The organism is Sphingomonas sp. P2_B6 (assembly GCF_056404755.1).
On the sequence record NZ_JBFUDK010000001.1, the window covers coordinates 482,819 to 508,605 of the forward strand.

28 protein-coding genes and 1 pseudogene are annotated in these 25,787 nt (G+C 65.3%); 16 read left to right on the forward strand and 13 right to left on the reverse strand.

Annotation, left to right across the window (positions count from 1 at the left end):
• Window positions 1-19: 19 nt before the first annotated feature.
• The 9 genes and pseudogenes from AC1DX5_RS02060 to AC1DX5_RS02100 form a co-directional block, all read right to left on the reverse strand.
• Window positions 20-772, reverse strand: coding sequence for a tetratricopeptide repeat protein (locus tag AC1DX5_RS02060; protein WP_478013956.1), 753 nt, complete (start codon window positions 770-772; stop codon window positions 20-22).
• A complete protein-coding gene (locus AC1DX5_RS02065) occupies window positions 772-3,348 on the reverse strand; it encodes a TonB-dependent receptor (protein ID WP_478013957.1) in 2,577 nt (858 codons plus the stop codon). Before AC1DX5_RS02065 ends, AC1DX5_RS02060 begins: the two co-directional genes overlap by 1 nt.
• Window positions 3,349-3,557: 209 nt before the next feature.
• A complete protein-coding gene (locus AC1DX5_RS02070; RefSeq protein ID WP_478014038.1) occupies window positions 3,558-3,689 on the reverse strand; it encodes a GIY-YIG nuclease family protein in 132 nt (43 codons plus the stop codon).
• A 98-nt stretch (window positions 3,690-3,787) separates the two neighbouring features.
• Window positions 3,788-3,919, reverse strand: a pseudogene (locus AC1DX5_RS02075) (GIY-YIG nuclease family protein); the annotation flags it as partial.
• 11 nt (window positions 3,920-3,930) lie between these two features.
• Window positions 3,931-4,173, reverse strand: coding sequence for a ribbon-helix-helix domain-containing protein (locus AC1DX5_RS02080; protein WP_478013958.1), 243 nt, complete (start codon window positions 4,171-4,173; stop codon window positions 3,931-3,933).
• Window positions 4,174-4,188: 15 nt separating this feature from the next.
• Window positions 4,189-6,018 (reverse strand): cobaltochelatase subunit CobT, encoded by a 1,830-nt coding sequence (gene cobT / locus AC1DX5_RS02085; RefSeq protein ID WP_478013959.1) that lies wholly within the window; start codon window positions 6,016-6,018, stop codon window positions 4,189-4,191.
• Window positions 6,015-6,794, reverse strand: coding sequence for a hypothetical protein (locus tag AC1DX5_RS02090; protein ID WP_465175619.1), 780 nt, complete (start codon window positions 6,792-6,794; stop codon window positions 6,015-6,017). Before AC1DX5_RS02090 ends, cobT begins: the two co-directional genes overlap by 4 nt.
• Window positions 6,795-7,010: 216 nt before the next feature.
• Window positions 7,011-8,015, reverse strand: coding sequence for a cobaltochelatase subunit CobS (gene cobS, locus AC1DX5_RS02095; RefSeq protein WP_465175618.1), 1,005 nt, complete (start codon window positions 8,013-8,015; stop codon window positions 7,011-7,013).
• Window positions 8,016-8,121: 106 nt separating this feature from the next.
• On the reverse strand, window positions 8,122-8,841 hold the full coding sequence (locus AC1DX5_RS02100) for a winged helix-turn-helix transcriptional regulator (RefSeq protein WP_478013960.1): 720 nt from the start codon (window positions 8,839-8,841) through the stop codon (window positions 8,122-8,124).
• 75 nt (window positions 8,842-8,916) lie between these two features.
• Between AC1DX5_RS02100 and AC1DX5_RS02105 the strand changes: the two genes are divergently transcribed.
• The 7 genes from AC1DX5_RS02105 to AC1DX5_RS02135 are packed head-to-tail and all read left to right on the forward strand — an operon-like array spanning window position 8,917 to window position 13,333.
• Window positions 8,917-9,357, forward strand: a complete 441-nt coding sequence (locus AC1DX5_RS02105; RefSeq protein ID WP_478013961.1) for a VOC family protein — start codon at window positions 8,917-8,919, stop codon at window positions 9,355-9,357.
• 51 nt (window positions 9,358-9,408) lie between these two features.
• Window positions 9,409-10,128 (forward strand): DUF1428 domain-containing protein, encoded by a 720-nt coding sequence (locus AC1DX5_RS02110; protein WP_478013962.1) that lies wholly within the window; start codon window positions 9,409-9,411, stop codon window positions 10,126-10,128.
• A gap of 40 nt (window positions 10,129-10,168) precedes the next feature.
• Entirely contained in the window at window positions 10,169-10,948 is a 780-nt protein-coding gene (locus AC1DX5_RS02115; protein WP_478013963.1) for a VOC family protein, read from the forward strand.
• Window positions 10,949-10,964: 16 nt separating this feature from the next.
• On the forward strand, window positions 10,965-11,453 hold the full coding sequence (locus AC1DX5_RS02120; protein ID WP_465171778.1) for a VOC family protein: 489 nt from the start codon (window positions 10,965-10,967) through the stop codon (window positions 11,451-11,453).
• The gene (locus AC1DX5_RS02125; RefSeq protein ID WP_465171777.1) at window positions 11,450-11,911 is read left to right on the forward strand and encodes an SRPBCC domain-containing protein; all 462 of its coding nucleotides are present in this window, start codon (window positions 11,450-11,452) and stop codon (window positions 11,909-11,911) included. Before AC1DX5_RS02120 ends, AC1DX5_RS02125 begins: the two co-directional genes overlap by 4 nt.
• 27 nt (window positions 11,912-11,938) lie before the next feature.
• The gene (locus AC1DX5_RS02130; protein ID WP_478013964.1) at window positions 11,939-12,601 is read left to right on the forward strand and encodes a dihydrofolate reductase family protein; all 663 of its coding nucleotides are present in this window, start codon (window positions 11,939-11,941) and stop codon (window positions 12,599-12,601) included.
• Between the two features lie 15 nt (window positions 12,602-12,616).
• The gene (locus AC1DX5_RS02135; protein ID WP_478013965.1) at window positions 12,617-13,333 is read left to right on the forward strand and encodes a DUF899 family protein; all 717 of its coding nucleotides are present in this window, start codon (window positions 12,617-12,619) and stop codon (window positions 13,331-13,333) included.
• A 484-nt stretch (window positions 13,334-13,817) separates the two neighbouring features.
• Here AC1DX5_RS02135 and AC1DX5_RS02140 read toward each other — a convergent pair whose 3' ends face one another.
• The 3 genes from AC1DX5_RS02140 to AC1DX5_RS02150 all read right to left on the reverse strand — a co-directional run bounded on the left by AC1DX5_RS02140 (window position 13,818) and on the right by AC1DX5_RS02150 (window position 17,402).
• A complete protein-coding gene (locus AC1DX5_RS02140; protein ID WP_478013966.1) occupies window positions 13,818-14,351 on the reverse strand; it encodes a hypothetical protein in 534 nt (177 codons plus the stop codon).
• Window positions 14,352-14,555: 204 nt separating this feature from the next.
• Window positions 14,556-16,640, reverse strand: coding sequence for a hypothetical protein (locus AC1DX5_RS02145; RefSeq protein WP_478013967.1), 2,085 nt, complete (start codon window positions 16,638-16,640; stop codon window positions 14,556-14,558).
• A gap of 150 nt (window positions 16,641-16,790) precedes the next feature.
• Window positions 16,791-17,402, reverse strand: coding sequence for a J domain-containing protein (locus tag AC1DX5_RS02150; RefSeq protein WP_478013968.1), 612 nt, complete (start codon window positions 17,400-17,402; stop codon window positions 16,791-16,793).
• A gap of 40 nt (window positions 17,403-17,442) precedes the next feature.
• Between AC1DX5_RS02150 and AC1DX5_RS02155 the strand changes: the two genes are divergently transcribed.
• Genes AC1DX5_RS02155 through AC1DX5_RS02175 form a run of 5 tightly spaced genes read left to right on the forward strand, consistent with a single transcriptional unit; the run spans window position 17,443 to window position 20,748 of the window.
• Entirely contained in the window at window positions 17,443-17,727 is a 285-nt protein-coding gene (locus AC1DX5_RS02155) for a BolA family protein (RefSeq protein WP_478013969.1), read from the forward strand.
• Between the two features lie 2 nt (window positions 17,728-17,729).
• Entirely contained in the window at window positions 17,730-18,431 is a 702-nt protein-coding gene (locus AC1DX5_RS02160; RefSeq protein ID WP_478013970.1) for a glutathione S-transferase, read from the forward strand.
• Window positions 18,428-18,871 (forward strand): NUDIX hydrolase, encoded by a 444-nt coding sequence (locus AC1DX5_RS02165; RefSeq protein WP_478013971.1) that lies wholly within the window; start codon window positions 18,428-18,430, stop codon window positions 18,869-18,871. Before AC1DX5_RS02160 ends, AC1DX5_RS02165 begins: the two co-directional genes overlap by 4 nt.
• Window positions 18,871-19,770 carry a pirin family protein gene (locus AC1DX5_RS02170; RefSeq protein WP_478013972.1) on the forward strand — a complete coding sequence of 300 codons (900 nt, stop codon included), beginning with the start codon at window positions 18,871-18,873 and terminating at the stop codon, window positions 19,768-19,770. The genes AC1DX5_RS02165 and AC1DX5_RS02170 overlap by 1 nt, the downstream gene beginning before the upstream one ends.
• Window positions 19,771-19,821: 51 nt before the next feature.
• Complete coding sequence (locus AC1DX5_RS02175) at window positions 19,822-20,748, forward strand: alpha/beta fold hydrolase (RefSeq protein WP_478013973.1); 927 nt, start codon at window positions 19,822-19,824, stop codon at window positions 20,746-20,748.
• 295 nt (window positions 20,749-21,043) lie between these two features.
• On the opposite strand, the gene AC1DX5_RS02180 is transcribed toward AC1DX5_RS02175, so the two are convergent.
• Window positions 21,044-22,141 carry a DUF2332 domain-containing protein gene (locus tag AC1DX5_RS02180; protein ID WP_478013974.1) on the reverse strand — a complete coding sequence of 366 codons (1,098 nt, stop codon included), beginning with the start codon at window positions 22,139-22,141 and terminating at the stop codon, window positions 21,044-21,046.
• 61 nt (window positions 22,142-22,202) lie between these two features.
• Here AC1DX5_RS02180 and hisG point away from each other — a divergent pair, with 61 nt between their 5' ends.
• From hisG to thiL, 4 genes are all read left to right on the forward strand, one after another.
• Window positions 22,203-22,865, forward strand: a complete 663-nt coding sequence (gene hisG / locus AC1DX5_RS02185; RefSeq protein WP_478013975.1) for an ATP phosphoribosyltransferase — start codon at window positions 22,203-22,205, stop codon at window positions 22,863-22,865.
• A gap of 132 nt (window positions 22,866-22,997) precedes the next feature.
• Complete coding sequence (gene hisD, locus AC1DX5_RS02190) at window positions 22,998-24,308, forward strand: histidinol dehydrogenase (RefSeq protein WP_478013976.1); 1,311 nt, start codon at window positions 22,998-23,000, stop codon at window positions 24,306-24,308.
• Window positions 24,305-24,760 carry a transcription antitermination factor NusB gene (gene nusB, locus AC1DX5_RS02195; protein WP_478013977.1) on the forward strand — a complete coding sequence of 152 codons (456 nt, stop codon included), beginning with the start codon at window positions 24,305-24,307 and terminating at the stop codon, window positions 24,758-24,760. Before hisD ends, nusB begins: the two co-directional genes overlap by 4 nt.
• A 126-nt stretch (window positions 24,761-24,886) precedes the next feature.
• Window positions 24,887-25,786 carry a thiamine-phosphate kinase gene (thiL, locus tag AC1DX5_RS02200; RefSeq protein WP_478013978.1) on the forward strand — a complete coding sequence of 300 codons (900 nt, stop codon included), beginning with the start codon at window positions 24,887-24,889 and terminating at the stop codon, window positions 25,784-25,786.
• Window position 25,787: the final 1 nt, after the last annotated feature.

A 25,787-nucleotide genomic window follows, 5' to 3' on the forward strand; every position in this document is an offset into this window, starting at 1 on the left:
GCGACCGCTTGCCCAAAGATTAAGAGGAAATGCGGTTTGCGCCCGTGCGCAGCGCCTGGACGCCGCGCACCCGGAAGGCGGGCAGGTCGGCACTGGCCAGCCAGGCGCTCGCCTTGTCGACAAAGGCCGGCGTCGCGGTCTCGCCCGCGCGCTTCAGCCAGTCCATCGCCTCATCGGCCCTGCCCGCGGCGCCGAGCATCCGCGCATGGTTGAAACAGCCGCGGAAATCCCCGCCGCGCGCCGCGCGGGCATAACAGCGCGCGGCCTTGGCCAGGTCGCGCGGCACCACCCAGCCATCCTCATGGAAGCTGCCGACGAAGTTGATCGCCTTGGCATTGCCCAGTTTCGCGGCGCGCTGGAACCAGTCGAGCGCCGCAGCCTTGTCCTCCGCCACGCCGGCGCCCAGCGCGAGCAGCGTCGCGTAATTGTACATGCCCCAGTCGAGCCCGCGCTCGGCGGCGATGCGGTAGCATTCGGCCGCGCGCACCTTGTCCGGCGCGGTGCCCCAGCCGAGATCATAGCAGCGGCCGACCATGTTGATCGCCATCAGGTGATGCTGCGCCGCCGCCCTGGTGAACCAGGCGAGCGCGGCGGGCTCGTCCTTCGCCACGCCGGCGCCGTCGAGTAGCATCTGCCCGTACACCGCCTGCGCTTCCGCCATACCGGCCTCCGCCGCCGATCGAACGAACGCCGCGCGCTCCTCGGGAGGACCCGAGAGGCGCGCGGCGATGTCTTCAGCGGTCAGCCCGTCGAGATCGAGGGCTGCCCTCATCAATAACGGACGTTCAGCGTCGCAAAGGCCGAGCGGCCGGGCGCGATCGCGGCATAATGCGAGGTATAGGCCTGGTTGAAATAGGTCTTGTCCGTCAGGTTCTGGACGTTGACCGACAGCTCGAAATTGCGGTTGAACCGGTAGGATGCGCGGGCATCGAAGCGCCAATATTCCGGGATCGTGCGGTAGAGTACCTTGGTCGCGGGGCTCACCGTGACCACGCCCGCATTGGTCTGGGTCGCCGCGCGGTTGTCGGCATAACCGCCGAACACCCGGCTGGTGTAGAAGGCACCACCACCGATCGAGAAACCCCTCACCGGCTCGACCGTGGTCCACATCGTGAAGCTGTCACGCGCGGTCTGGGTCGCCTGCTTGCCATTGTTGACCGACGGCACCAGCACCGTCTTTGCGGCCTGGATGGTAGTCGTCACGCCGCCCACCGTCTGCGTGATCGCCGCCGCCGTCAGCGCAGTGAAACCGCCATCGACGATCTTGGGATCGAGATGGGTATAGCCGCCGAAGATCGTCCAGCCAGGCAGGATCTGACCGCTGGCGGTGAATTCGACACCGCGGATGCGACGCTTGCCAATGAATTCCACCGTATTGCCCGGGCCCGTGACGCGCGCATTGTCGGTATCGGTCTGGAAACCGGCGAGGCTGAGCGCGAGCTTGCTGTCGAACAGATTGGCCTTGGCGCCGACCTCATAGGATTTGGTCTTCTCGACCTTCAGCGAGTCGAGCAGCAGGAGATTGGCCGCCGTATCGGTCGTCGGCAGCGCGTTCGCCTCCTGTCCTTCGCCCAGCAGGGCGTTCGGCGGGGTCGCCGCAGTGGCGTAGGATGCGTAGAGGCTGGTCTCTGACGTCGGCTTGAACACCAGGCCCGCCTGCCAGTTGAACAGATTGTCCACCCGCTCGAGCTGAACGGTCTGCGTCGCCGCATAGGCCTGACCCGGCGTCAGCACCGATTTGAAGCGATCGTAGCGCGCGCCGAGGTTGAGGATCAGCGACGGCAGCAGCGTGATCGAGTCGAAGCCATAGACGCTCTGCGTATTGGCGTCGTTCTGCGTTTCCTCGATCGGGAGCATCTTCGAAATCGGCGCCGTCACGGTCGACGTGTCGCTCGCATAGTTCACCCAGGGATCGTTCGGATTCGGATTGAAGATGCTCGTGCAATAATAGCGCGACACCGTGGCGCCGTTACAGCGCGGGCTCACGGTCGACCCGGTCGACAGGATCTCGACGCCGGTGGTGGCGTTGAGATAGCCGCGTGTGACGAAGGCGCCGCGCCGCGCCTTCTCCCAGGAGAACTCGGCGCCGATCGAGATGTTGTGCTTGACGCTGCCGGTGTTGAACGAGCCGTACAGGTCGGTCTGGTTCACCATGCTCTGCGAATAGCCGTAGCGGGTGTTGGCACGCCGCCACAAATAACCGCCGGTGAGGATATCGCCGCGTGTCGCAGCGGCGCTGCCGGCCGCCGGCGGGGTCGCCGACGTACCATAGACGTTGCCGGTGCTGTCGTCGGGCAGCAGGAAGATATAGGCCTGATAATTGTGGGTGAAGCGCGAGGTGTTGCGCAGGGTCAGCCCGCCGAAATCATGCTCGACGCGGATCGTCGCCTGATCAGTGGTCGCGTCGCGAAAGTCGCGGTCGACCAGGCCGTAATAGGTCGAGCGATCGACATGGCCCTTGGTGCCGCCGATGGTGGTGATGTCCCCAAGCGCGGGCGCGCTGTAGATGTCGCCGGTGCCGGGCGCGTTACCGATCGTATAGAGATAGGGGATGCCGCTGTCGGGCAGCTCATGGCTGGTCAGGTGGTAATAGGATGCGGTCAGGCGGGTGTCGGTACCCAGCCCGATCGTGAAGGACGGCGCGACGCCCCAGCGGCGCTGCCAGATCGCGTCGCGGCCGGCCACGTCCTGGTCATGCCACATGCCCTCGATGCGGAAGGCGATGGTGTCGTTGAGCTTGTAGTTCGCATCGACGGTCACGCGCTTGTAGTCGGCGGTGCCGAAGCTCGCCGATGCGTTCACGAAGGTGCGGTCGGTCGGCAGTTTGGACACGATGTTGATCGAGCCGCCGGCGCTGCCGCGACCGCCGAGCGTCGAGTCCGAGCCGCGCACGACCTGGATCTCCTCGACCGCAAACACTTCGCGGGTCTGCGCCGCAAGATCACGCACGCCGTCAACATAGGTCGAGCCCTGGCTGTCGAAGCCACGGATGAACGGGCGGTCGCCGATCGGGTTGCCGCCCTCGGCCGCGCCGAAGGTGATGCCGGGCACGGTGCGCAGCGCGTCCTGCAGGCTGGCCGAGCCAGTCTGCTCGATCACTTCCTTGGGCAGGACGACGATCGACTTGGGGGTGTTGACCGGGGCTGCGACCTGCTTGGGCGCCTTTTCGCGGGCGCCGGTGACGAGCACGTCATCGTCGCGACCCTGCTCGTCGGTTGCATCGGTCGCCTTGGGATCGGGCTCATCGGCGGCATAGGCCGTGCTGCTGGCGAACGCGCCAACGCACGACAGCGCCAGGAAGGCCGGCTTTGCGATAGGCGTGCGTCGAGCAGTGCTGGAAGTGCGCAATTTCTGTCCCCTTTGGTGTCGGGACCCGGCTATTGCGAGTCACTCTCATTGTCAACGCTATTGAGAGGTATTCTCAGTATGTTTGGTCGTCGGGGTGTTGGGAGCCTTGGCGATCAACGATCCCGAGTGGCTTGCTGAACGGGGAAGCGGACAATCCGGCGGCTCATCCATAACCGTCACCCCCGACTTGTTCCGGGTCCACCGGTGTCTCACCGCAAAGGGTCGAGGCCAAGCGCTACGGCCAGATCACCCCATTTTGCGTTGTCACGTTCGATGAGATTCTTTTTCCAGTCGCGGCGCCATCCCTTGATGCGCTTCTCGGTCGCGAAGACGACCTCCATCGTGTCGCCGACTTCTTACCAAAGAGGCGTTTGATATTGTAGCGTTTGGTGAAACCGTCGAAGGTGCCGTCGCGATGCTGCATGATGCGGCCGATAAGGTTCGAGGTTACGCCTGTGTACAGGCGACCGTTGAATTCGCTCGCCAGGATATACAGGATATAGACGCAGGGTTCGCGTTCTCTCACGCCGTAGAGAATGCCGAACGGTGGATGCCGGAACAAGCCCGGCATGACGAACTGGGTTAGGCGGTTTGCGCCAAAAGCCACGTCCTGAGCGCGCTCGCGAGGTTGGGCGGATCGTCCGCCATGATACGCAGCGCGTCGATCTCGGCGATCAAGGCGTTGAGCGGGAGGGATTGTGCCTCGGCCGCGGCCTCCAGCGTCTCCCAGAACAGGGGTTCCAGGCTGATCGAGGTCGCGTGACCGGCGATCGTCACCGATCGCTTGACCGGGCCGACAAACCCGCCAGGCGGCGCGACGATCATTCAGTCCCTGCTCTTTCAGTCAGTGTCGAACAGCGCGGCGAGCTGCTCGATGATCGTGCCGCCGAGCTGTTCGGCATCCATGATCGTCACCGCGCGGGCATAATAGCGGGTCACGTCATGGCCGATGCCGATCGCGGCCAGCTCGACCGGGGACTTGGTCTCGATCCAGTTGATCACCTGGCGCAGATGGCGTTCGAGATAACTTCCGGAGTTCACGCTGAGCGTCGAATCATCGACCGGCGCGCCGTCCGAGATGACCATCAGGATCTTGCGCTCCTCGGGCCGCGCGATCAGCCGGCTGTGCGCCCAAAGCAGCGCTTCGCCGTCGATATTCTCCTTGAGCAGCCCCTCGCGCATCATCAGGCCGAGCGAGGTGCGCGCGCGGCGCCACGGCTCATCGGCCTTTTTATAGACGATGTGGCGGACGTCGTTGAGCCGGCCCGGCTGGGGTGGGCGACCCGCGGCGAGCCAGGTCTCGCGCGCCTGCCCGCCTTTCCAGGCGCGGGTGGTGAAACCGAGGATTTCGGTCTTCACGCCGCAGCGTTCGAGCGTGCGGGCAAGGATGTCGGCGCTGATCGCGGCGATCGAGATCGGGCGGCCGCGCATCGATCCCGAATTGTCGATCAGCAGGGTGACGACGGTGTCGCGGAAATCGGTCTCACGCTCGATCTTGTAGCTGAGCGACTGAGTCGGATTGACGACCACGCGCGCGAGACGGGCGGCATCGAGCAACCCTTCCTCCTGGTCGAAATCCCAGCTGCGGTTCTGCTGTGCCATGAGCCGGCGCTGCAGCCGGTTGGCGAGCTTGGTCACCGCGCCCTGGAGATGGACGAGCTGCTGGTCGAGATAGGAGCGAAGCCGCGCCAACTCGTCCGCGTCGCACAGATCGGTCGCGGCGATCACTTCGTCGAAGCTGGTCGTCCACGCCTTGTATTCGAACTGCGGCGAGAAATCGGAGAAGGGGCGATTGGGGCGGACGGGCAGCATGCCCTCGTCGCCGTCATCGCCTGCCTCGCCGTCCATGTCCTGGAATTCGTCGTCGCTGGCGTCGGCGCTCTCGCCATCCTGCGATTCGGCGTCGCGATCGGAACCGCGCGCCTCGATCTCGCCCTGGCCCTGTTCGCCTTCGCCCTCGCCGTCCTCGCCTTCGTCCGAATTCTGTTCGTCGGTGCCTTCGTCCTCGGATCCGCCTTCATCGGCTTCGTCGGGGATCATATCGCCCTCGACCAGATCGAGATCCTCGAGCAGCCGCGTAACGAGGCCGGCAAAGGCGCGCTGGTCGTCGATCGCCAGCGCCAGCGCGTCGAGATCCTTGCCCGCCTTCTGCTCGATCCAGTCGCGCACCAGCGCCATGCCCGGCGCGGTGACCGCGGGCGCCTCAGCGCCGGTCAACCGCTCGCGCACCATCAGGCCAAGCGCGGTCGACAGCGGCACTTCGTCGCGGTTGCGGGCACGGGTGATCGGATCGGCGCGCAGTTTCAGGTCGAGCGCCGTGGCGAGGTTGGCGGCGATGCCGGCATAGCCGCGCGCGCCCAGCGCCTCGACCCGGGCGCCCTCGACCGCGTCGAACACGGAGCGGGCGACTGCCTCGGCCGGTGCCTGCCTGGCGTGGATCGCGGCATTATGGTGGCGCAGGCGCAGCGCAAAGCCATCGGCGAATCCCCGCGCTTCGGCGACCTGATCGGCCGGCAAGGTGCGCGCCGGCATCGGCACCTTGATGTGCTTGCCCGACTGAGTCGGCGCGTCGGCGGTGAAGGCGAGTTCGATCTCGGGCTCATGCGCGATCGCACGCGCTGCGCCGCCGAGCACGGCCTTGAAGCGATCGAGGGGCGTTTCCGTCGTCATGGCTTCTGCTCTGGCACCACCAAACGCCCCGGCGCAAGATCGCGGTCGATCCTGACCCGCGCGATCTTCGTTTCCGGATCGAATTCGAGCACGGTCACCACCGCGCCCTGGATCACGCCATAGGCCGGCAGCTTCGCGATCGAGATCTTGTGCCGCGTCTCGGGCAGCGGGCGGTTCATGCCGTAGAGCACCAGCTCGGCATCGAAGGACAGGCTGTCCTTCTCGCCCGCCGTGCCGGCATAGCGCAACCTGAGCTCGCTGCCATTGCCTAGCAGCATGCCGCGGATCAGGCCGTAATGCGCGGGAGCGATGGCGAAGGGCGCCCGGCCCGAATCGCCCTTGGCGCCGATCAGGATGGCATGGTCGAGCGTCTCGTCGTCATTGGTATCGTAGAGGCAATAGCGCGTCACCAATTTGGTCGGCCTGAGCAGACCGACCAGGCCGAAGCCCATCGAGCCGACCATTGCCTTGGCGAGCGACGGATCCTGCTCGGTTTCACAGAACACCACGGGCGGATCGCCCGGAATGCCATCGACGCGGGCGGATTCGAACACCGTCTCGCGCGTGAAATGGCGCTTCTGGCCGAGCCGGTCGAGGTCGATCGGATCGACCAGCAGCACCGTTTCCGGCCGGCCGAGCGGGCTTTGGGCGATGATCGCGCCGGGGACGGCGATCTGCTCGCCCTTGAGCGTGCGGCCGGGAAGCAGCGGGACCGAAGCCGGCTTGACCTTGTAGTCGGGGGTTTTGGCGGCGGTGAGCAGGATTACGGCGGCCATGACGGCCGTCGCTTTTGCCAATCTACTATTGCCGGGAGGGAAGCCGGGCCTGACGTTCATTGCCAACACCTCGACATCACCCGATTAGAGCTTCCCCGGCGGAGGCCGGGGTCCAGTTCCGGAACAGAAAGAGACGGGCGCTTCGGCCGATCAGAAAAGTCCCCCAACTGGACCCCGGCCTTCGCCGGGGAAGAAGATGATGGATGGAGCTGCGGCTCAACCCTTGCCGACCACGCTCTCGGGCAGATCCTTGCCGAACACGCGCTGATAATATTCGGCGACCAGGGCCCGCTCCGCCTCGTCGCACTTGTTGAGGAAGCTGAGGCGGAAGGCGAAGCCGACATCGCCGAAGATCAGCGCGTTCTGCGCCCAGGTGATGACGGTGCGCGGGCTCATCACGGTCGAGATGTCGCCGTTGACGAAGCCGCGACGCGTGAGATCCGCCACCCGAACCATGTTGTCGACGACCTGCTTTCCCTCGGGCTTGTCATATTCGCCCGATTTGGCGAGCACGATCTGCGCCTCGACCGCAGCGGGCAGATAGTTGAGCGTGACGACGATGTTCCAGCGGTCCATCTGGCCCTGGTTGATCTGCTGCGTGCCGTGATAGAGGCCGCTCGTATCGCCGAGGCCGACCGTGTTGGCGGTGGCGAACAGGCGGAACCAGGGGTTCGGGCGGATCACGCGATTCTGGTCGAGCAGGGTCAGCTTGCCCTCGGTCTCGAGCACGCGCTGGATGACGAACATGACGTCCGGACGGCCGGCATCATATTCGTCGAATACGAGCGCGGTCGGGGTCTGCAGCGCCCAGGGCAGCAGGCCTTCGCGGAATTCGGTGACCTGCTGGCCATCCTTCAGCACGATCGCGTCGCGGCCGACCAGGTCGATGCGGCTGATATGCGCGTCGAGGTTGATGCGGATGCACGGCCATTTCAGGCGCGCTGCGACCTGCTCGATATGAGTCGACTTGCCGGTGCCGTGATAGCCCTGGACCATCACGCGGCGATTGTGCGCGAAGCCGGCGCAGATCGCGAGCGTGGTGTCGCCGTCGAACACATAGGCCGGATCGAGATCGGGCACGCGCTCGTCGGCTTCCGAAAAGGCGGGAACCTCCATGTCCGAATCGATGCCAAAGAGCTCACGGACCTTCACCCTCTTGTCGGGTGCGTCCATGATCGTCGTCTCGCGGCTGTCGGGCTGGGTGTTGGGTATATCCGTCATGACCTCGTACCGTTCGGGCTGATCTGCAGAAGCCCTGCTCCTCTTCAACGATCGAGAAGGAAGAACGGCACTTCGACAAACTCAGTGCGAACGGAAACAGAGTTCGTCAAGCCGAACCCGTCTTGGGCGGCAACGGAAACAGCGTGACGAACTGCTCCGCAAGCCCCCGATTGCCCGATAATGTCAACGATCCGGCCGATTCCGCGTCTCCGATCGGGCGGCCGCCATAGACGACCGAGGCGAGCGTCACCGGGTCCGTATCGAGCATCACATCCGCCTCGCGCGGATCGGCGCGGCGAATCGCAATGCCCGCCACGTCGACGGTCGCGACGAACTCGTCGTCGCCGAAGCGGAATCCGATCGTGCGGTTCACCTCGCCCGAGCGCGAGCGGTCGATCATCGTGCGGAACGACAGCATGATCGACGCGGCGCTGAGCGGCAGCGTGGTGTCGTGCCGGTGCGACTGGACCGCCCAGCGGCCAAGCTCCTGGATCGCGGTTTCGCTCGCATAGCCCCAGGGGGTGAGGCCATAGACCTGCACCGAGGCGGGCGGCGGCAATTTCTGGCGGGTGAGGATGCCGACCTCCTCCATGCCCTCGAGCCGCTGCGTCAGCACGTTCGCGCTGATCCCGCCGAGCGCCTTCTTCAATTCGCCGAAGCGACGCGGACCGAACATCAATTCGCGCACGATCAGCAGCGACCAGCGCTCGCCGACCAGTTCCATCGCCAGCGCGGTGCCGCAAGCATCGTCATACCAACGCTTTTCCGTCTTTTTGGGCGCATTGTCCGGCGCCTCCGACGAGTCGGTTATTTTTTCTAACTCCATGGTTGCTTTTAATAACCCGATGAGTCATCACCGTCAAACAGTGATTCGCCAGAAACGCACAGGAAAGGATTGGCCATGCCAAAGATGATCTTCGTGAACCTGCCCGTGGCGGACGTCGAACGTTCGGCCGCCTTCTACCAGGCGATCGGCGCGACGAAGGACGAGCGCTTCTGCCAGGAAAACACCACCGCCCTGCTGATGTTCTCCGACACGATCAGCCTGATGGTCCTGAGCCACGCCCGCTTCGCCGATTTCACCTCCAAGACGATCGCCGATGCGCGTACCACCTGCGAAGTGCTGATCTGCCTGACGGAGGATAGCCGCAATGACGTCGACGCGACGCTTGCCAGGGCAGTCGCCGCCGGAGCCCGGCCCGACCCGGTTCCCGCGCAGGACCATGGCTTCATGTACGGCCGCAGTTTCGAGGATCCCGACGGCCATATCATCGAGCTGACCTGGATGGACGTCGACGCGGCGATGGCCGCCATGTCCGGCAGCGAAACGGTCGACGCCTGACCCATCAATATGGCTGCCCGCACGAGCGGGCGGCGACCGAGGAGAGAGACGATGAGCTATATCCAGGGGTTCGTGCTGGCCGTGCCGGCCGCCAACAAACAGGCCTATATCGAGCACGCCACCAGGGCAGTGCCGTTCTTCCGTGAATTCGGCATGACGCGCATGGTCGAGAATTGGGGCGACGAGGTGCCGGACGGCACCGTCACCGATTTCAAGCGCGCGGTGAAGGCGAAGGACGACGAGGTCGTGCTGTTCAGCTGGATCGAATGGCCTTCGAAAGAGCTGCTCGAATCCGGCATGCAGAAGATGATGGAAGACCCGCGCATGGCCGAGATGGCCAATTGCCCGTTCGACGGCAAGCGCATGATCTATGGCGGTTTCGCGCCGTTGCTCGATCATGGTTCGGGCGGATCGACCGGCTATGTCGATGGCTATCTGGTGCCGGTCGAGGACGGCAGGCAGGACGCCTATCGCAGCCTCGCGGGCCTGGCGTCCGAGGTGTTCCGCGATCACGGCGCGACGCGTGTGGTCGAGGCCTGGGGCGATCATGTGCCCAAGGGCGAGGTCACCGATTTCCAGGGTGCGGTGGCGGCGACCGACAACGAGAAGATCGTCTTCTCCTGGGTCGAATGGCCCGACAAGGCGACCCGCGATGCCGGCATGGCCAAGGTGATGGAGGATGAGCGGATGAAGCCGTCCGTCGACCAGGAGATGCCGTTCGACGGCAAGCGCATGGTCTATGGCGGCTTCGCCCCTATCCTCGACGCCTGAACCCAATCCTCCCCAAGCCCCCAATCCCAGGAGAGCGACGATGACCAATCCCGAAGGCACGCCAATCTGGTACGAGCTGATGACGACCGATCCCGAGGCGTCCAAGGCCTTTTACGACGACGTGATCGGCTGGACGGTGCAGGACAAGCCGGCGGGCGACATGGATTACCGCATGATCGACAGCGGCAACAATGGCGAATTCGTCGGCGGCGTGCTCCGTCTGACCGAGCCGATGGTCGCGGGCGGCGCGAAGCCCACCTGGCTCTTCTATATCGGCGTGAACGACGTCGATGCCTCGGTCGAGAAGATCAAGGCGGCGGGCGGCAAGGTGGTGATGCCCGCCTGGGACATTCCCGATGTCGGTCGGGTCGCGATGGTGACCGATCCGCAGGGCATTCCCTTCTACATCATGCGCGGCGCCAGCGACGGGACCAGCACCGCCTGGGACCGGATGGGCATGGGCAAGTGCAACTGGAACGAGCTGTCGACACCCGACCAGGCCGGCGCCAACGCCTTCTACGCCGAGGTGTTCGGCTGGACCTATCCGGACAAGATGCCGATGGGCGACATGGGCGACTATATCTTCGTCGAAGCGGGCGGCCAGACGATCGGCGCGACCATGCAGACGCCGCCACAGGGCCAGCCTTCCGCCTGGCAATTCTATTTCCGCGCCCCGGATATCGAGGCAGCCGCCGCCAAGGTCGTGAAGAATGGCGGAACCGTCCATGCCGGCCCGATGGAAGTGCCCGGCGGGGACCGCATCATCGTCGCGAGCGATCCGCTCGGCGTGATGTTCGGCGTGGTCGGGCCGGGCCAGTAAGAAAGGAGAGAAGGTCATGACGAAGATCACCCCCTGCCTCTGGTATGACGGCACGGCCGAGGAGGCCGCGGCCTTTTACGCCGCCACCTTTCCGGATTCGCGGATCGACGCGGTCCACCGCGCGCCGGCCGACTTTCCCGGCGGGCATCAGGGCGATGTGCTGACGGTCGATTTCACGGTGCTGGGCATGCCCTTTCTGGGGCTCAACGGCGGACCGACCTTCACCTTCGACGAGGCGGTGTCCTTCCAGGTTCATACCGAGGACCAGGAAGAGACCGACCGATACTGGAACGCGATCGTCGGCAATGGCGGCGCGGAGAGCGCGTGCGGCTGGTGCAAGGACAAATGGGGCTTGTCCTGGCAGATCACCCCGCGCGCGCTGAGCGATGCGATGACCAACCCGGACCGGGAAGCCGCCGGGCGCGCGATGGAGGCGATGATGACGATGCGCAAGATCGACATCGCGACGATCGAGCGGGCGCTGGCCGGGGAGGTCGCGGCATGAGCGGGGCGCATGAATTGTCGGTCACCCGGCTGATCGACGCGCCCGTCGCGCTGGTGTGGCAGATCGCCACCGAACGTCTCGCCGAATGGTGGTGCCCCAGGCCGTGGACGACCGAGATCGTCGAGCAGGACTGGCGGCCGGGCGGCCGATCCGCGATGATCATGCACGGACCGGACGGCGAGGCGCATGCGATGGAGGGCGTGTTCCTCGAGGTGGTGCCGCGCCGGCGCTTCGTCTTCACCGACGCGTTCAGGGCGGGGTGGATTCCCCAGACCGCCTTCATGCTGGGCTTTTTCGAGTTCACCGACGAGGGCGGCAAGACCCGATACACCGCCGGGGCGCGCCACTGGAGCGAGGATGCGCTGAAGCAGCATGAGGCGATGGGCTTTGTCGAGGGCTGGGGCAAGGTGGCCGAACAGCTCGCCGCGCTGGCCGAGGCGGAGACGGCCAAAGCCTGAATCGGCCGGCCTAAAGGGAGTATTCCCATGAGAAAGATCATCGCGGGCGCGTTCCAGTCGCTCGACGGCGTCATGCAGGGCCCCGGCGCGCCCGAGGAGGACCCGACCGGCGGCTTCACCCTGGGCGGCTGGAGCGCCACCCTGTGGGACGACGTGATGGGCCAGCATATGGACGGCGTGCTGGACGGCGATTTCGACCTGCTGCTCGGGCGGTTCACCTATGACATCTTCGCCGCCTATTGGCCTTTCCAGCCTGGCGATCCGATCGGCGCGAAGTTCGATGCGGTGACCAAATATGTCGTCACGTCGTCGACCGAGCCGCTGGGCTGGATCAAGTCGGTCGCGATCAACGACGATGCGGCGGCGGGCGTCGCCCGGGTGAAGGCGAGCCAGGGCCCCGACCTGCTGATCCAGGGCAGCACCAGGCTCTATCCGGCGCTGCTCGAGGCGGGGCTGATCGACCGGCTGTTCCTGATGACCTTTCCGGTGGTGCTGGGCGGCGGGAAACGGCTGTTCGCCGAGGGCGTGACATCCGGCGCGATGACACTGGTCGAGTCGAAGATGTCGACCACGGGCGTGATCATCGCGACCTATGAGCCCGCCGGGCCGGTGCCGACCGGATCGTTCGCGACACAGGCGCCGTCCGCGCTGGAGATCGCCCGGCGCGAGAAGATGGCGCGGCAGGGCTGACAAGGAGCTATCGTCATGGAGCATCTCGCCTTTCCCAATGAGAGCCAGGACTATCGGACGGCGCGCAACGCGTTGCTGGATGCGGAAATGGCGTTGCGCCGGCAGATCGAGACGGTCGCCGCGATGCGGCGCGCGCTGCCGCCGGGCGGGGTGGTGGCGGAGGAATATGTGTTCGAGCGGATCGGCGCGTTCGAACGGCCCGAGCAGGTGACGCTTTCCGAGCTGTTCGACGGCAAGCCGAGCCTGATCCTGTACAGCTTCATGTACGGGCCGGAGCGCGACCTGCCCTGTCCCGGCTGCACGCATCTGCTCGACGGCCTGGACGGTGCCGCGCGGCATGTGTCGCAGCGCGTGCCGATGTGGATCGCCGCCAAGTCACCGATCGCACGGCTGGTCGCCTGGGCGAAGGATCGTGGCTGGAACCATCTTCGTTTCCTGTCGACCGCCGGAAACAGCTATGATGCCGACTATTTCGGCGACACGGCGGGATTCTCGCCGACGATGCGCGCCGAGCGCGGTCTGGAAGACGGTCAGAACTGGGACGAGACGATGTTCAACGTCTTCCGCAAGGACGGCGACACGATCCGACATTTCTGGGGCAGCGAGCTGGTTTTCGCACCCGAGGAGCCGGGGCAGCATCACCGCGCGGGCGACCTGGTCGATCCGGTCTGGGGGTTGCTCGACCTTACGCCCGAGGGGCGCGGCGAATTTTTCCCGAAGCTGGCTTACTGACCCGCGGCCAGCGAATGCTGGTGCGGGCCCTCGCGCAATTTCCGCGATCCTGATCGATGCCTCCTATAACGACGGCAAGCGATCCTTGAACCTCCGGACTGCCTCACCAACAGCGACGCCGTCGATAACCTTGCTTTCCAATTCGATCTCGATGTCCTGCCCCACTCCCGCCTTCCGGGCAGCATCCGAAGTGAGACTTATAACACCAAAACATTTGCGCTGTATAATCCGCCCACAGGTATTGAATGCGCATCTTTTTCCGTCGCCCCATTGCGGACGACATTTTCTGCAATCGTGACACACTCGGTCGCAATTTTTTCAGCCGTTTTCGGTGATGCAAGGCCCGCGACGCATGAATTTTCGGAGATGGGGCGAGGCTGTGGTTGAAAAGAGACGTAAATAACCAATGTCATTATTATGACCGCTACTGCTCCAAGCAATACGCGGACAAGAAGGGTACTGATCATCGGTTGGCGGGAGAATCTCATCTGGGAGCGCTCCAGTTCCAATTGGGCCCCAACGCCTTACGCCGGGCTTCTTTGGAGAATGGACAGCCGTCACTCATGACGAAGTCGGACATTTCGTATTTTCTGATCCGCTCGCTATCGGTATCGGTCTTGTACGCGTCCAGGGCGTCACTGATCCGTTTGCAATTCCGTTGGCCGGGGACGCTCGAGATAAGACTGATCAGCGCGAGATTTGCGTCGTTATCCCCGAGCTTGATGGCGGTTTCCCAATGGCGCCGTGCTGCCGCAAAATCGCCGTAGATTTCACTCCGCAAGGCCATGAACCGGTAAGCCCTGGCCTCGTGTTTTATCGCAGCCTCCCTGGCGAGCGTATCACAGCCTCCAAATCTCTCCCCGGTGTCGCCCTGGATTGTCCAACCCTCCGCGGCTCGTAAACACTCACTGAGCGTGGTTTTCCTGTCGGAATAGAGCCAGCCGCCAATAAGGATGCCACACGCCAGCGCGAAGCTCAGGGAGGCCAGCAAGATCCGTGCGATGACCCCCTTTATCAATGCCACCCTCCGTTGTGCACCCGATATGGAACGAGACTTCGGTTCGCCAAGCGCCAGTTCTGAGCGATGTTCGCCGTTCGTTCCAAACGAGTCAAGATGAGTCGTTGCTTGTGCTATTGCATGCGATAAATAGAGGAGTGAACCGCCCTGCGTTGAGAGGCTCCGCGACGGTGCCTTGAGGCTGAGCGCCCCGCACCCGGAATCCTATATCCCCCAGCCTTCTCGCAATTGCGTTAGAATGCTTTTTTTCCGATATTTAACGCGGACGCCAGTTTTTTTGGCGGTGGTAGAAAACTTCCATTTCCATTCGGATGATTCCGGATTGTAGGTTAGGCCTAGTAGTTTCGATGGAACCTCCTTTCCGTTATTGAATTTGGCATATCCGGATTTTTCCCCGACGCCATATCCCAATGAATAGACCGTAAGATCATATTTCTTGTGTGTCTCGTTCGGCACAGTGACAAATGCCCTTGCAGCGTAGACGATCCCCCCGGTCAGTGCTGACAATGTCTGAGCTTCTTCTCCGCTCGCGGCAAAGCAACTGGAGAGGATAATGGTTGTCCCCATCTTGTAGTTTTTGCCAAGGCGCTCCAGTATTTTTTCCGCACTGAGGGCAGGCTGCCCTTCGCCGCGCGAAGCGTCAGCGATTTGTCCGGTCGGGGATCCATGCGAGAATATTATAACGGTATCCGCTGGGCTGCCCATTTTCTTCAGCGCGGCGATTGCCGGTTTGTCCTTGACGTCGCTCAGAAGATTCAAGCTAATCCCTTTTGCTCCGGATGCTGACCCCGGCCTCTTGCGTCTGACCGATGCGAGATTCGCATTGACGCCCCCAATGTCCATTCCGGACGGAAACCGCGTTCCGGACGCGCGGGCGGGTTGCCCGCTGGATGGGAGCGCAGCCTTCTGATCTGGTACGAAAGAAGCTGGTCGAATAAGCGGCGCGAACCCCGTTTCGCTGGCTGAAGGGCGACCCAGCAGCTTTGAGAGCCTGCCTAGCGAGAACGCGGTTTCGGTGGGTGTTTCCTTGCGAAGGCCCTGCTGAATCCGCATCATCGTCTTATATTCCTCGGGCGTGAGCTTGGCGCGCACCAGTCGCAGATCCTCCTTCGCGAATGCCGCCGGATTTTGGGACGCCGTGATGTTCATCATCAGCGCCGCCTGGCCGCCTGGGGCGACCGGTGTCGGATCGAGGTTGGCCTGCGCCATGCTCCGCAACGCCTGGTCGGTCGCCTCGTCAAGATCGCGGCGCACGGCGGCCGGGATCTGGGTGATCGAGGTGAAGTCCGATCCGAGCTGCTCCGCCGTTGCCAGGCTGGTCTCCCGCGCGGTGTCCGCCGCCTGCTGGCGAGCACGCGCCTGGAACGCGCCGCGATCCTCCAGATCGTCCAGGGCATAGCGCTTCAGCGCGTCGCTCAGGGGCTGGGCCTCAATCTCCTGCGCGATCGCCGCGCGCCGTTCGGGAGAGAGCGTGCCGTCCTGCTCTTCAGGGAGCAGGTGCTTATCCACCTCCTGCGCCGCAAGCTGGTGGGCGAGCGGCTCGAACAGGTCCTGTTCGATCGCCTGGCGATCGGCCGGAGTCATCCCGTCGCGTGCCAGACGATAACGATTGGCCGCCGCGATCGGATCGTGGTCGACCATATCCTGCACCGCGCGGCGCTGGACGCCGGAGCGATAGGCGGTCACGCTGCGCTCGATCATGGCCGGGTCCTCGCCCCGCGCCCTTGCCCGGGCCCCCAGCGATTCCACCCCGGTCTCCAGATGCTTGTCGAACAACGCCGGATCGTCCCGGGTGTCGACCGCATCGTCGGCCGCATTGCGCTCGATCCGCTGGCTCTGCTGCTCCTGGCCGCGCTGCATCGCCTGTTCGGCGCTGCCCAGCGCGCCGGAGATGTCGTAATCGAAGCGCTCGGCGATGACATGATCGAACTGCCCGCGCTGGCGGTCATTCTTCAACCCGCTGCGGATCCAGTCGCGCAAGCCGGCATAGTCGCGCGTCATGGTGTCGAGCATGCCTTGGGGATCGGTATCGAACCTGCCGAGCGCATCCGTCCGGATGCCCCGCGCGCCCTCGGCATAGGCGTTCCACGCCTTCTTGATCTCAAGCTCGTCATTGCGGTCCTGCCGCTGCCGCATCTCGCCGGCGATCGTCGCGCCCGTGCCGCCAAGCTGATGCATCCCGGCGCCGAGCGCGTGCAGGCCAGTGCCGGCATAATCGCCGGGCTGGAGTTTCGCGTCCGTCACGCCGGCGATGCCGACCCGGTTCTGCTCCGTGGGGACCGTCGGCATCTCAGTGCGCCGATCGCGTATCGAGGGAAATGGCGGTCATGCGCTCCTCCTTTGGTTCAGGAGGGGCTTAAGACGGAGCGCGCACAGGTTGAATCGACCGGCGCCGTGACCCGAGCACCACACAAGCTATTTCAGTGACGGGTCGAGCGCTCAGGCGAAGGCCGGCGCGCCCTTCAGCTGCGTGTACGCCGCGATCACGTCCTGCAGTATCTTTTCATGGCTGCGGTCGCCGCCATTGCGGTCGGGATGGTAGCGGCGGACCAGTTCGGCGTAGCGCTGGCGCAGGCCGCGACGGTCGACGTCGGTGGGCAGGCCTAGCACCTTCAGCGAGCGGCGGTCGCTGTCCGACAGGGGCCGGCCATCCTTGCGTGCTTCTTCCATCCGGCGCTGGAAGCGCGCGCCGATCGCGTCGAGCGGGTCGCTGAAATCGGCCCATTTGGGCGGGCGGTCCGCGCCGCCGCTATGCGCGAAGGCCCTGGTCTCGCGTTCCCAGCCGGAAAAGGGGCGCTGCGCGTCATGGATCTCGTCGGCGCTCATGCCCTGGAAGAAATTGTACCGCGCGTTGAATTCGCGGACATGGTCGAGGCAGAACCAGCGATAGGGCCGCGGTCCCTCGAAGCCATTGGCCGGCCCTTCCTCCGGCGGCGCGCGGAATTCGCCCGGCACCTCGCAGCCCGGATGCGCGCACAGCCTGCCCGTCCCCTCCACGCGACCGTGGAAGCGAGCGTTCGGCCGATCCTTCTTTTCACTATCCCGCGCCACGCGGTTCCCCGATTTGAACAAAGCGGCCTATATAAGAGCGATGTCCAGTATCGCCACCGGTCCCGTCGCCTCCGAAATCGCGACCCGCCTCGCTTCAGCGCTCGATCCGACGCATCTCGAAGTGGTCAATGACAGCGCTCAGCACGCCGGCCATATGGGCGATGACGGCACGGGCGAATCGCACTTCACAGTGATCGTCGAAAGCCGCGCGTTCGAGGGGCTGAATCGCGTCCAGCGCCAGCGGCTGGTGAACCAGGCGCTCGCCGATCTGTTGTCCTCGCGCATCCATGCGCTTGCCATCCGGGCACGCGCGCCGGGAGAATAAGCATGGCATACAGGCTCTGGTACTGGCCCTCGATCCAGGGGCGCGGGGAGTTCGTGCGGCTGCCGCTCGAGGCAGCGGGCATCGCCTATGAGGATTGCGCGCGCGACCAGGGCGCGAAGGCGCTGATGGCCAACATGGAAAAGCACGGCGCCCACCGGCCGTTCGCCCCGCCCTATCTGGAGACGAAGGACGGGACGATCGCGCAGGTCGCCAACATCCTGCTCTATCTCGGCGAGCAGCATGATCTGGCGCCGACGGGGCAGCGGCACTGGATCAACCAGTTACAGCTCACCATCGCGGACCTCGTCGCCGAGGTGCACAATGTCCATCATCCGGTGAGCATCTCCGACTATTACCACGACCAGAAGCCCGAGGCAGCGCGCGCGGCGAAGACGATGCGCGAGGAGCGTTTGCCCAAATTCCTCAGCCATTTCGAGGACGCGGCGACGGCGCAGGATGGCGACTGGCTGACCGGCGCCCGGTGGTGCTATGCCGACACCTCGCTGTTCCAGATCGTCGAGGGGTTGCGGTATATGTTCCCGAAGCGGATGGCGGCGATCGAGGGCGACTATCCCGGACTGATCGCGCTGCACGACCGGGTGGCGGCACTGCCGGGGATTGCCGCCTATCTGAAGAGCGCGCGGCGCATCGCGTTCAACGAGGACGGCATCTTCCGCCATTATCCCGAGCTCGACGCGGCATGAGCCTGGCCGAGCGCCCCGCGGCGCGCATTCTGCTGATGGACCCCGCCGGACGCGTACTGCTGTTCCGCTTCGTCGCGGCCGACCGCCCACCTTTCTGGGCGACGCCGGGCGGGGCGGTCGACCCGGGCGAGACCTATGAGGAGGCGGCACGGCGCGAGTTGATCGAGGAGACGGGAATCCATGCCGAGCCCGGGCCTGAGATCTTCCAGCGGCTGGTCGAGTTCGTCACGCTGGAGGGCGTTTCGGTCACTGCCGACGAACGCTATTTCCTGATCCGCACCGAGACTGCCGAGATCGACACCGCGCGGCACACCGAGCTGGAACAGCGCGTGATGCAGCACTGGCAATGGTTTGACCGTGAGGCCATCGCCGCGCACCATGAACTCATCTATCCCGAGGATCTGGCCGAGATCCTGCTCGGCCTGAACGGAGCCGCCTGATGCTCGACGATTTCGTGCTGCAGACCATCCTGCCGACCACCCACGACCTTGGCGGGTTCAAGGTGCATCGCACCCTGCCGTCCAGGCCGCGCACCATGGTCGGCCCGTTCCTGTTCTTCGACCAGATGGGGCCGGCGCATCTCGAGGTCGGCACAGGGATCGACGTGCGGCCGCATCCGCATATCAACCTTGCGACAGTAACCTATCTGTTCGAAGGCGCGATCGACCATCGCGATTCGCTCGGTACCTTCGCGACGATCGAGCCGGGCGCGGTGAATCTGATGACCGCAGGGCACGGCATCGTACATTCGGAGCGCTCCCCCGCCGGCCAGCGCGCGCAGGGGCCGGACCTGTCGGGCATCCAGACCTGGATCGCGCTGCCAGAGGCGCAGGAGGAAATGGATCCGGCGTTCGAGCATGTCGAGAAATCGGCGCTGCCGGTGATCGAGACGCCCAATGCCCGCGCCCGGATCATCATGGGCAGCCTGTGGGGCAAGACCGCACCGACCACGACTTATGCCGGGACGATCTATGCCGACATCGTGCTCGATCCGGGCGGTGAGGTGCCGGTCGATGCCGATGCCGACGAGCGGGCGGTCTATCTGGCGCTGGGCGAGGCAAGCCTGGACGGCGTGCCGCTCGCGCCGATGACGCTGTACGTGCTGAAGCCAGGCGTCGCGACATCGCTCAAGTCGCGGGACGGTGGGCGCGTGATGCTGTGCGGCGGCGATGCCTTTGCGACGCCGCGGCATGTGTGGTGGAACTTCGTCTCGTCGAGCCGGGAGCGGATCAACCAGGCGAAGGAGGACTGGAATGCCGGGCGGTTTCCCAAGGTGCCGGGGGATGAGAAGGAGTTTATTCCGATTCCTGCGGTGCCGAAGACCGTGAGTTATCCGTGACGCATTCCCCTCCCGCTTGCGGGAGGGGTCAGGGGAGGGCATGTTCCTCGAATGGACAGCGAACAGGCCCTCCCCCACCCCCTCCCGCAAGCGGGAGGGGAGTTGAGCCTCCAGCGAATCGACCTCCCCACCGGCGTCTCGCTGGACGTCGCCGTCGCCGGCGACCCCGCCAATACCGCGATCATCCTGCTGCACGGCTTCCCGGAATCGCACCGCACCTGGCGCCACCAGATTCCGGAGCTGGCAAAGACCCATTTCGTGCTCGCCCCCGACCAGCGTGGCTTTGCGCGGTCGTCCAAGCCCGCGAATGTCAGCGACTATACGCCCGACAAGATGGTCGGCGACCTGATCGCGCTGGCGGACCATTTCGGCATCGCGACCTTCACCCTGGTCGGCCATGACTGGGGCGGCGCCATCGCGTGGATGGCGGCGCTGACCCGGCCCGACCGCATCGCGCAGCTGATCATCGTCAACGCGCCGCACCCGTTCGTCTTCCAGAAATCGATGTTCGACGACCCGGCGCAGCGCGAGGCGAGCCAGTATATCCGCGCCTTCCGCAACCCCGATTTCGAGAAATATATCGACTCGATCGGCCTGCCCGCCTTTTTCGACGGCAGCTTCATGCGCCACACCGATTTCGGGAACGTCGCGGCGGAGAAGGAGGCCTATCTCGACGAATGGGGTCAGCCGGGCGCGATGACCGCGATGCTCAACTGGTACCGTGCCAGTGCGATCGTCGTGCCGGATATCGGCGAGGAAGCGGCACGCCCGGCGTTCCTGAACGCGCCTTTCCCGCCGGTCAAACAGCCGACACTGGTGATCTGGGGCATGGGCGACAAGGCATTGCTGCCGAGCCAGCTCGAAGGACTCGAGACGCTGGTGCCCGACATGACGTTGGTGAAGGTCGATGCGGGGCATTTCGTGCCATGGGAAGCACCGGAGGCGGTGACACACGCGATCCAGGAGTGGCTCGGCTAAGGTCATCATGCGCGTGGGATAGCCGCAGCCGACAGCGTGTTGAATCAGGCCTGGGCTCAAGCGGTCCGACGATTGAGAATGTCAGGGCGGTTATCCCTCTTCTTCCCTGCGAAGGCCGGAGCCCAGCAGGGAGACAGAAGGAAACCGCCGGAGCGCCCATCTCAAAAGTCCCCCAACTGGACCCCGGCCTTCGCCGGGGAAGCCATGCTGGGAGGCTGAGATCGCCAAAATGTCAGTAGGGTCACTGACATTCTGACCGGACATTGTACAACAACTTGTACAATGTCGGCTTTCGCTAGACCGAGATCTTCGCCGCCTCGGGCAACTCGATGCCGGCACGGTCGCGTTCGGGCTGGCCGGTGTCGATCCAGGCGGCATGGGCGTGCGAGGTCGCGACCGTCTGCCACGCGCCGTCGCCGGGCCAGCTGCGCACGCGGATGACCTGGTGCGCGAGCGCGCGGTCGGGTTCCATCATCACCCAGCCGAGCGGGCGATCGGCGGTGGCGTGGGCGCCGGCCGCCTTCATCGCGACACGGATGCGTTCGGCGACCGCTTCCGGCAGATATTGCCAGACGACCGAATGCATCAGCACGCGCGTGACGCCTTCGGCCTGGGGCTCGGCGAGGCGCGCCTCGACCCAGTCGGCGGCGTCAGCGTGATCGAGCCTGACCGGCCGCTCCCGTAGCATGGCGATTGCCGTCTTCAGGCGCGTCGCGCGATCGGGCTTCTCGGCCCAGACATAAGCGGCGAGTCGCGCCTCGGCCGCCGGATCGGTCGCGTCGATCGGCTGGACGTCGCAGCCGCGCGTGCCGACGATCTGGATCGGCACATCGGGCGGTGGTGGCCCCTTCCATTCCGGCACGATCGTGACCGGCGAGTCGGCCGGGCCGACCATCATGCCGCCCAGATCGAAGCGGTAGCGATCGATCATCAGGTTGAGGCCGGCGCTGGAACCGATTTCGAGGATCTCGATCTTCGGCCCGTGACGGCGCGCAATCTCCAGCAGGCCGGTCATCAGCGCGGCGGAGCGGCCCGGCTCGTTGGTCTGGGGCGGGCCGTCGAGCCAGGGAAGCAGCTCGGCGTCATGCTCGACGAGCACGCGGGCGAGTTCGGCCTCGATGGCATCGGGGTCAGTGATGCTGCCGTCGAACAGCGTCGCGAGCCCGGCGTCCTTCCCCGCCAGCACCAGTGCGTGCAGCCCGCCGACGAGTCGCAGCGGCATCGCGGCGCGAGTCGGTTCGCCCGGCCAGTCGAGCAAGGTCGCGCCGACCCGACTGTCGCGGTTGAGACCCCTGGCCAGCGCCGCGCAGATGCGCGCGTAAGCGGGCGCGGCCATGGCGTTGCAATAATGCTCCTGGATCAGGAACGCGCCGCGGACATTCTGTTCGGACATGGGGCCTCCTCGCCGCGTCTGTTGCGCCCGCGAACACCCCCAAGTAAAGCCCCGCTCACTCATGGCCGATCCAATCATCATCGCCGTCCCCAAAGGGCGCATCCTCACCGAGGCCGTGCCGCTGCTCGAGCGCGCCGGAATCTCGCCCGAAGCGGCGTTCGGCGACGAGGACAGCCGCGCATTGCGCTTCTCCACCAGCAACCCCGGCATCGACCTGATCCGGGTGCGGGCGTTCGATGTCGCGACCTTCGTCGCGCATGGCGCGGCACAGCTCGGCATCGTGGGATCGGACGTGCTGGCGGAGTTCGATTATTCTGAACTCTACGCGCCGGTCGATCTGGGCATCGGCCATTGCCGGCTGTCGGTCGCCGAGCCCGCCGATATGGCCGCGGGCGATGATCCGCGCGGCTGGAGCCATGTGCGCATCGCGACCAAATATCCGCATGTGACGCGCCGGCATTTCGAGGCGCGCGGGGTTCAGGCCGAGTGCGTGAAGCTCAACGGGGCGATGGAGCTGGCGCCGACGCTTGGGCTGGCACCGCGGATCGTGGACCTGGTGTCGTCGGGCAAGACGCTCAAGGAGAACGGGCTGGTCGAGGTCGAGGTAATCGCCGAGGTCACCTCGCGGCTGATCGTCAACCGGGCGGCGTTCAAGACGCGGCCCGAGGTGGTGCCGCTGGTGGATGCATTCCGGCGGGCGGTGGAGATGCGCAATGCGGCGTGATGCTCTGCGCCTCCCGGAGTGTGACTCCTTCCCCCGTTCGTTTCGAGCGAAGTCGAGAAACTGGCCAAAGACGCCTGACCCAGGTTTCTCGACTTCGCTCGAAACGAACGGGTTAGGTAGGTCACGCCGCTCATGATCCGTCTTTCCACTTCCGACCCCGGGTTCGAGCGCGACTTCACCGCGCTCGTCAACGCGCGGCGTGAGGCTGACGCCGATGTTGCGCGCGACGTACGCACGATCGTCGCCAGTGTGCGCGATGAGGGGGATGCGGCGCTTCACGCGTTCACCAGGAAGTTCGACCGGCACGATCTCAACGAGACCGGCTGGCGGATCGAGAAGGCCGACTGGCTGGACGCGCTGAACGGGCTCGAGCCGGAACTGCGCGCGGCGATCGAGCTCGCGGCGGAACGGATCGCGGCCTATCACCTGAAGCAGAAACCCGAAGATACCGACTCGACCGACTCCGCCGGCGTCCGGCTCGGCGCACGGTGGAATGCAATTCAGAATGCGGGCATCTATATCCCGGGCGGCCGCGCGGCCTATCCTTCCTCGGTGCTGATGAACGCGATCCCGGCCAAGGTCGCCGGCGTCGAGCGGCTGGTGATGGTGACGCCGACGCCCGACGGCGAGGTCAATCCGCTGGTGCTGGCCGCTGCCTATATCGCCGGCGTGGACGAGATCTGGCGGGTCGGCGGGGCGCAGGCGATTGCCGCCTTGGCCTATGGCACCGGGCGGATCGCTGCGGTCGACGTCATCACCGGCCCCGGCAATGCCTGGGTCGCGGAGGCCAAGCGCCAGCTTTACGGCGTGGTCGGCATCGACATGGTCGCCGGGCCGAGCGAGATCGTGGTCGTTGCCGATGGGAAGAACGATCCAGAATGGATCGCCGCCGACCTGCTCAGCCAGGCCGAGCATGACCCGACCAGCCAGTCGATCCTGTTCACCGACGATGCCGCGTTCGGCAAGGCCGTCGCCGAAGCCGTCGACCTGCAGATTGGCCAGCTTTCCACTGCCAAGGTGACGCGCGAGAGCTGGGATGCGAACGGCGCGATCATCGTCACCGCCGACCTGTTCGAGGCGATCCCGCTGGTCGACCGGCTCGCGCCCGAGCATCTCGAACTTGCCTGCGACGATCCCCAGGCCTTGTTCGACCGGGTCCGCCATGCCGGATCCGTGTTCCTGGGCCGTCACACGCCCGAGGCGATCGGCGATTATGTCGCCGGGCCCAACCATGTCCTCCCGACCGGCCGGCGTGCGCGCTTCGCCTCCGGCCTGTCGGTGCTCGACTTCATGAAGCGCACCAGCTTCCTCCAGCTCGATCACGCCGCGCTCGGCGCCATCGGCCCCGCGGCCGTGGCGCTGGCCGAGGCGGAAGGGCTCCCTGCCCATGCGAAATCAGTGGCGCTCCGCCTCGCGGGCGACCAGACGGAATTGAACCTATGAGCCGAACTTCAGCCCGCTCCACGGCCCGCGCCGCCGCCCGGCTTGCCGCGACCCAGGCACTTTATCAGCATGAGATGGAGGGCACGGCGATCGCGCCACTGCTGCATGAATTCCATCAGCACCGGCTCGGCGCGACGATCGAGGACGCCGAATATGCCGAGGCCGAAGTCGACTTCTTCGACGATATCGTGAAGGGCGCGGTCGCGCGCCAGGCGGAGATCGACGAAGCGATCAAGGGCAAGCTGGCCAAGGGCTGGGCGCTTGAGCGGCTCGACCGCTCGATGCGCGCGATTCTGCGCGCCGGGACCTATGAACTGATCGCGCGGGCGGATGTGCCGGTGGCGACGGTGATCACGGAATATGTCGATGTAGCGCATGCGTTTTTCGACAAGCGCGAGGCCGGGTTCGTGAACGGGTTGCTCGATGCGATCGCGAAGGATGTCCGCTCTTAATCCTCCCCGGAACGGGGAGGGGGACCGTCCAAAGGATGGTGGAGGGGGCTTGCCCCAAGCGTTTCGTCTGAGGAGGTCCCCCTCCACCGCTTCGCGGTCCCCCTCCCCGTTCCGGGGAGGAATTGCTTGAACGAAACCGAATTTCTTGCAGCACTCCGCACCCTGCCGCTGCACCCGGCGGCGCGAGGGCTGCTGGACGATACCGCCCTGCTCGACGCGGGCGGCCCGCTCGTCCTGACCAGCGACACGATCGTCGAGGGCGTGCACTTCCTCGCCACCGACCCGGCCGAGGACGTCGCCTGGAAGCTCGGCGCGGTGAATCTGTCGGATCTTGCCGCCAAGGGCGCGCTGCCGGTCGGGATGATGCTCAATTATGCGCTGGCGGGGGATTCCGACTGGGATGCCGGCTTCATCGAAGGACTGCGGCAACTCGATTGCGCCCTGATCGGTGGCGATACCGTGTCGCTGCCTTCCGGCGCACCGCGCGTGCTGACCCTGACCGCCTTCGGTATCGACGCCGCTGCCCCGCCGCGCAGCGGCGCACAGGCCGGCGACGCGCTCTACGTCACCGGCACGATCGGCGATGCCGGTGCCGGGCTCGCCATCGCGCGCGGTGCGAAAGGGCCCGACAGCCTGCTCGCCGCCTATCGCCGGCCGGTGCCGCGCATCAGCGACGGCCGGGCGCTCGCACCGCTGGTTCATGCGATGATGGATGTCTCCGACGGGCTGCTGATCGATGGCGCACGCATGGCCGACGCAAGCGGGCTAATGCTGGAGATCGACCTGGCCGCCGTGCCGTTGTCGGCCGCCTGTCGTGCCTTTGCCGGCGACAGCCGCGCGGCACGCATCGCGGCCGCGACCGCGGGGGATGATTACCAGTTGCTGTTCGCCGCCCCGCATGGCTTCGCCCTGCCGGTGCCCGCCACCCGGATCGGCCGCTTCGCCGCCGGATCGGGCCTGAGCCTGGTCGATGCCACCGAAGCGGTGGCATTACCGGCGCGGCTGGGCTTTCTGCACGCCGTCTGAG

Coding starts and splice junctions, on each gene's coding strand:
- AC1DX5_RS02135 (WP_478013965.1), top strand. CDS start 12,617: ATGGAGCATCTCGCCTTTCCCAATGAGAGCCAGGACTATCGGACGGCG.
- AC1DX5_RS02130 (WP_478013964.1), top strand. CDS start 11,939: ATGAGAAAGATCATCGCGGGCGCGTTCCAGTCGCTCGACGGCGTCATG.
- AC1DX5_RS02100 (WP_478013960.1), bottom strand. CDS start 8,841: ATGGAGTTAGAAAAAATAACCGACTCGTCGGAGGCGCCGGACAATGCG.
- AC1DX5_RS02070 (WP_478014038.1), bottom strand. CDS start 3,689: ATGGAGGTCGTCTTCGCGACCGAGAAGCGCATCAAGGGATGGCGCCGC.
- AC1DX5_RS02180 (WP_478013974.1), bottom strand. CDS start 22,141: ATGTCCGAACAGAATGTCCGCGGCGCGTTCCTGATCCAGGAGCATTAT.
- AC1DX5_RS02120 (WP_465171778.1), top strand. CDS start 10,965: ATGACGAAGATCACCCCCTGCCTCTGGTATGACGGCACGGCCGAGGAG.
- hisD (WP_478013976.1), top strand. CDS start 22,998: ATGATCCGTCTTTCCACTTCCGACCCCGGGTTCGAGCGCGACTTCACC.
- AC1DX5_RS02170 (WP_478013972.1), top strand. CDS start 18,871: ATGCTCGACGATTTCGTGCTGCAGACCATCCTGCCGACCACCCACGAC.
- AC1DX5_RS02080 (WP_478013958.1), bottom strand. CDS start 4,173: ATGATCGTCGCGCCGCCTGGCGGGTTTGTCGGCCCGGTCAAGCGATCG.
- AC1DX5_RS02155 (WP_478013969.1), top strand. CDS start 17,443: ATGTCCAGTATCGCCACCGGTCCCGTCGCCTCCGAAATCGCGACCCGC.
- AC1DX5_RS02110 (WP_478013962.1), top strand. CDS start 9,409: ATGAGCTATATCCAGGGGTTCGTGCTGGCCGTGCCGGCCGCCAACAAA.
- cobS (WP_465175618.1), bottom strand. CDS start 8,015: ATGACGGATATACCCAACACCCAGCCCGACAGCCGCGAGACGACGATC.
- cobT (WP_478013959.1), bottom strand. CDS start 6,018: ATGACGACGGAAACGCCCCTCGATCGCTTCAAGGCCGTGCTCGGCGGC.
- AC1DX5_RS02060 (WP_478013956.1), bottom strand. CDS start 772: ATGAGGGCAGCCCTCGATCTCGACGGGCTGACCGCTGAAGACATCGCC.
- AC1DX5_RS02115 (WP_478013963.1), top strand. CDS start 10,169: ATGACCAATCCCGAAGGCACGCCAATCTGGTACGAGCTGATGACGACC.
- hisG (WP_478013975.1), top strand. CDS start 22,203: ATGGCCGATCCAATCATCATCGCCGTCCCCAAAGGGCGCATCCTCACC.
- AC1DX5_RS02160 (WP_478013970.1), top strand. CDS start 17,730: ATGGCATACAGGCTCTGGTACTGGCCCTCGATCCAGGGGCGCGGGGAG.
- AC1DX5_RS02105 (WP_478013961.1), top strand. CDS start 8,917: ATGCCAAAGATGATCTTCGTGAACCTGCCCGTGGCGGACGTCGAACGT.
- AC1DX5_RS02175 (WP_478013973.1), top strand. CDS start 19,822: ATGGACAGCGAACAGGCCCTCCCCCACCCCCTCCCGCAAGCGGGAGGG.
- AC1DX5_RS02090 (WP_465175619.1), bottom strand. CDS start 6,794: ATGGCCGCCGTAATCCTGCTCACCGCCGCCAAAACCCCCGACTACAAG.
- AC1DX5_RS02125 (WP_465171777.1), top strand. CDS start 11,450: ATGAGCGGGGCGCATGAATTGTCGGTCACCCGGCTGATCGACGCGCCC.
- nusB (WP_478013977.1), top strand. CDS start 24,305: ATGAGCCGAACTTCAGCCCGCTCCACGGCCCGCGCCGCCGCCCGGCTT.
- AC1DX5_RS02145 (WP_478013967.1), bottom strand. CDS start 16,640: ATGCCGACGGTCCCCACGGAGCAGAACCGGGTCGGCATCGCCGGCGTG.
- AC1DX5_RS02165 (WP_478013971.1), top strand. CDS start 18,428: ATGAGCCTGGCCGAGCGCCCCGCGGCGCGCATTCTGCTGATGGACCCC.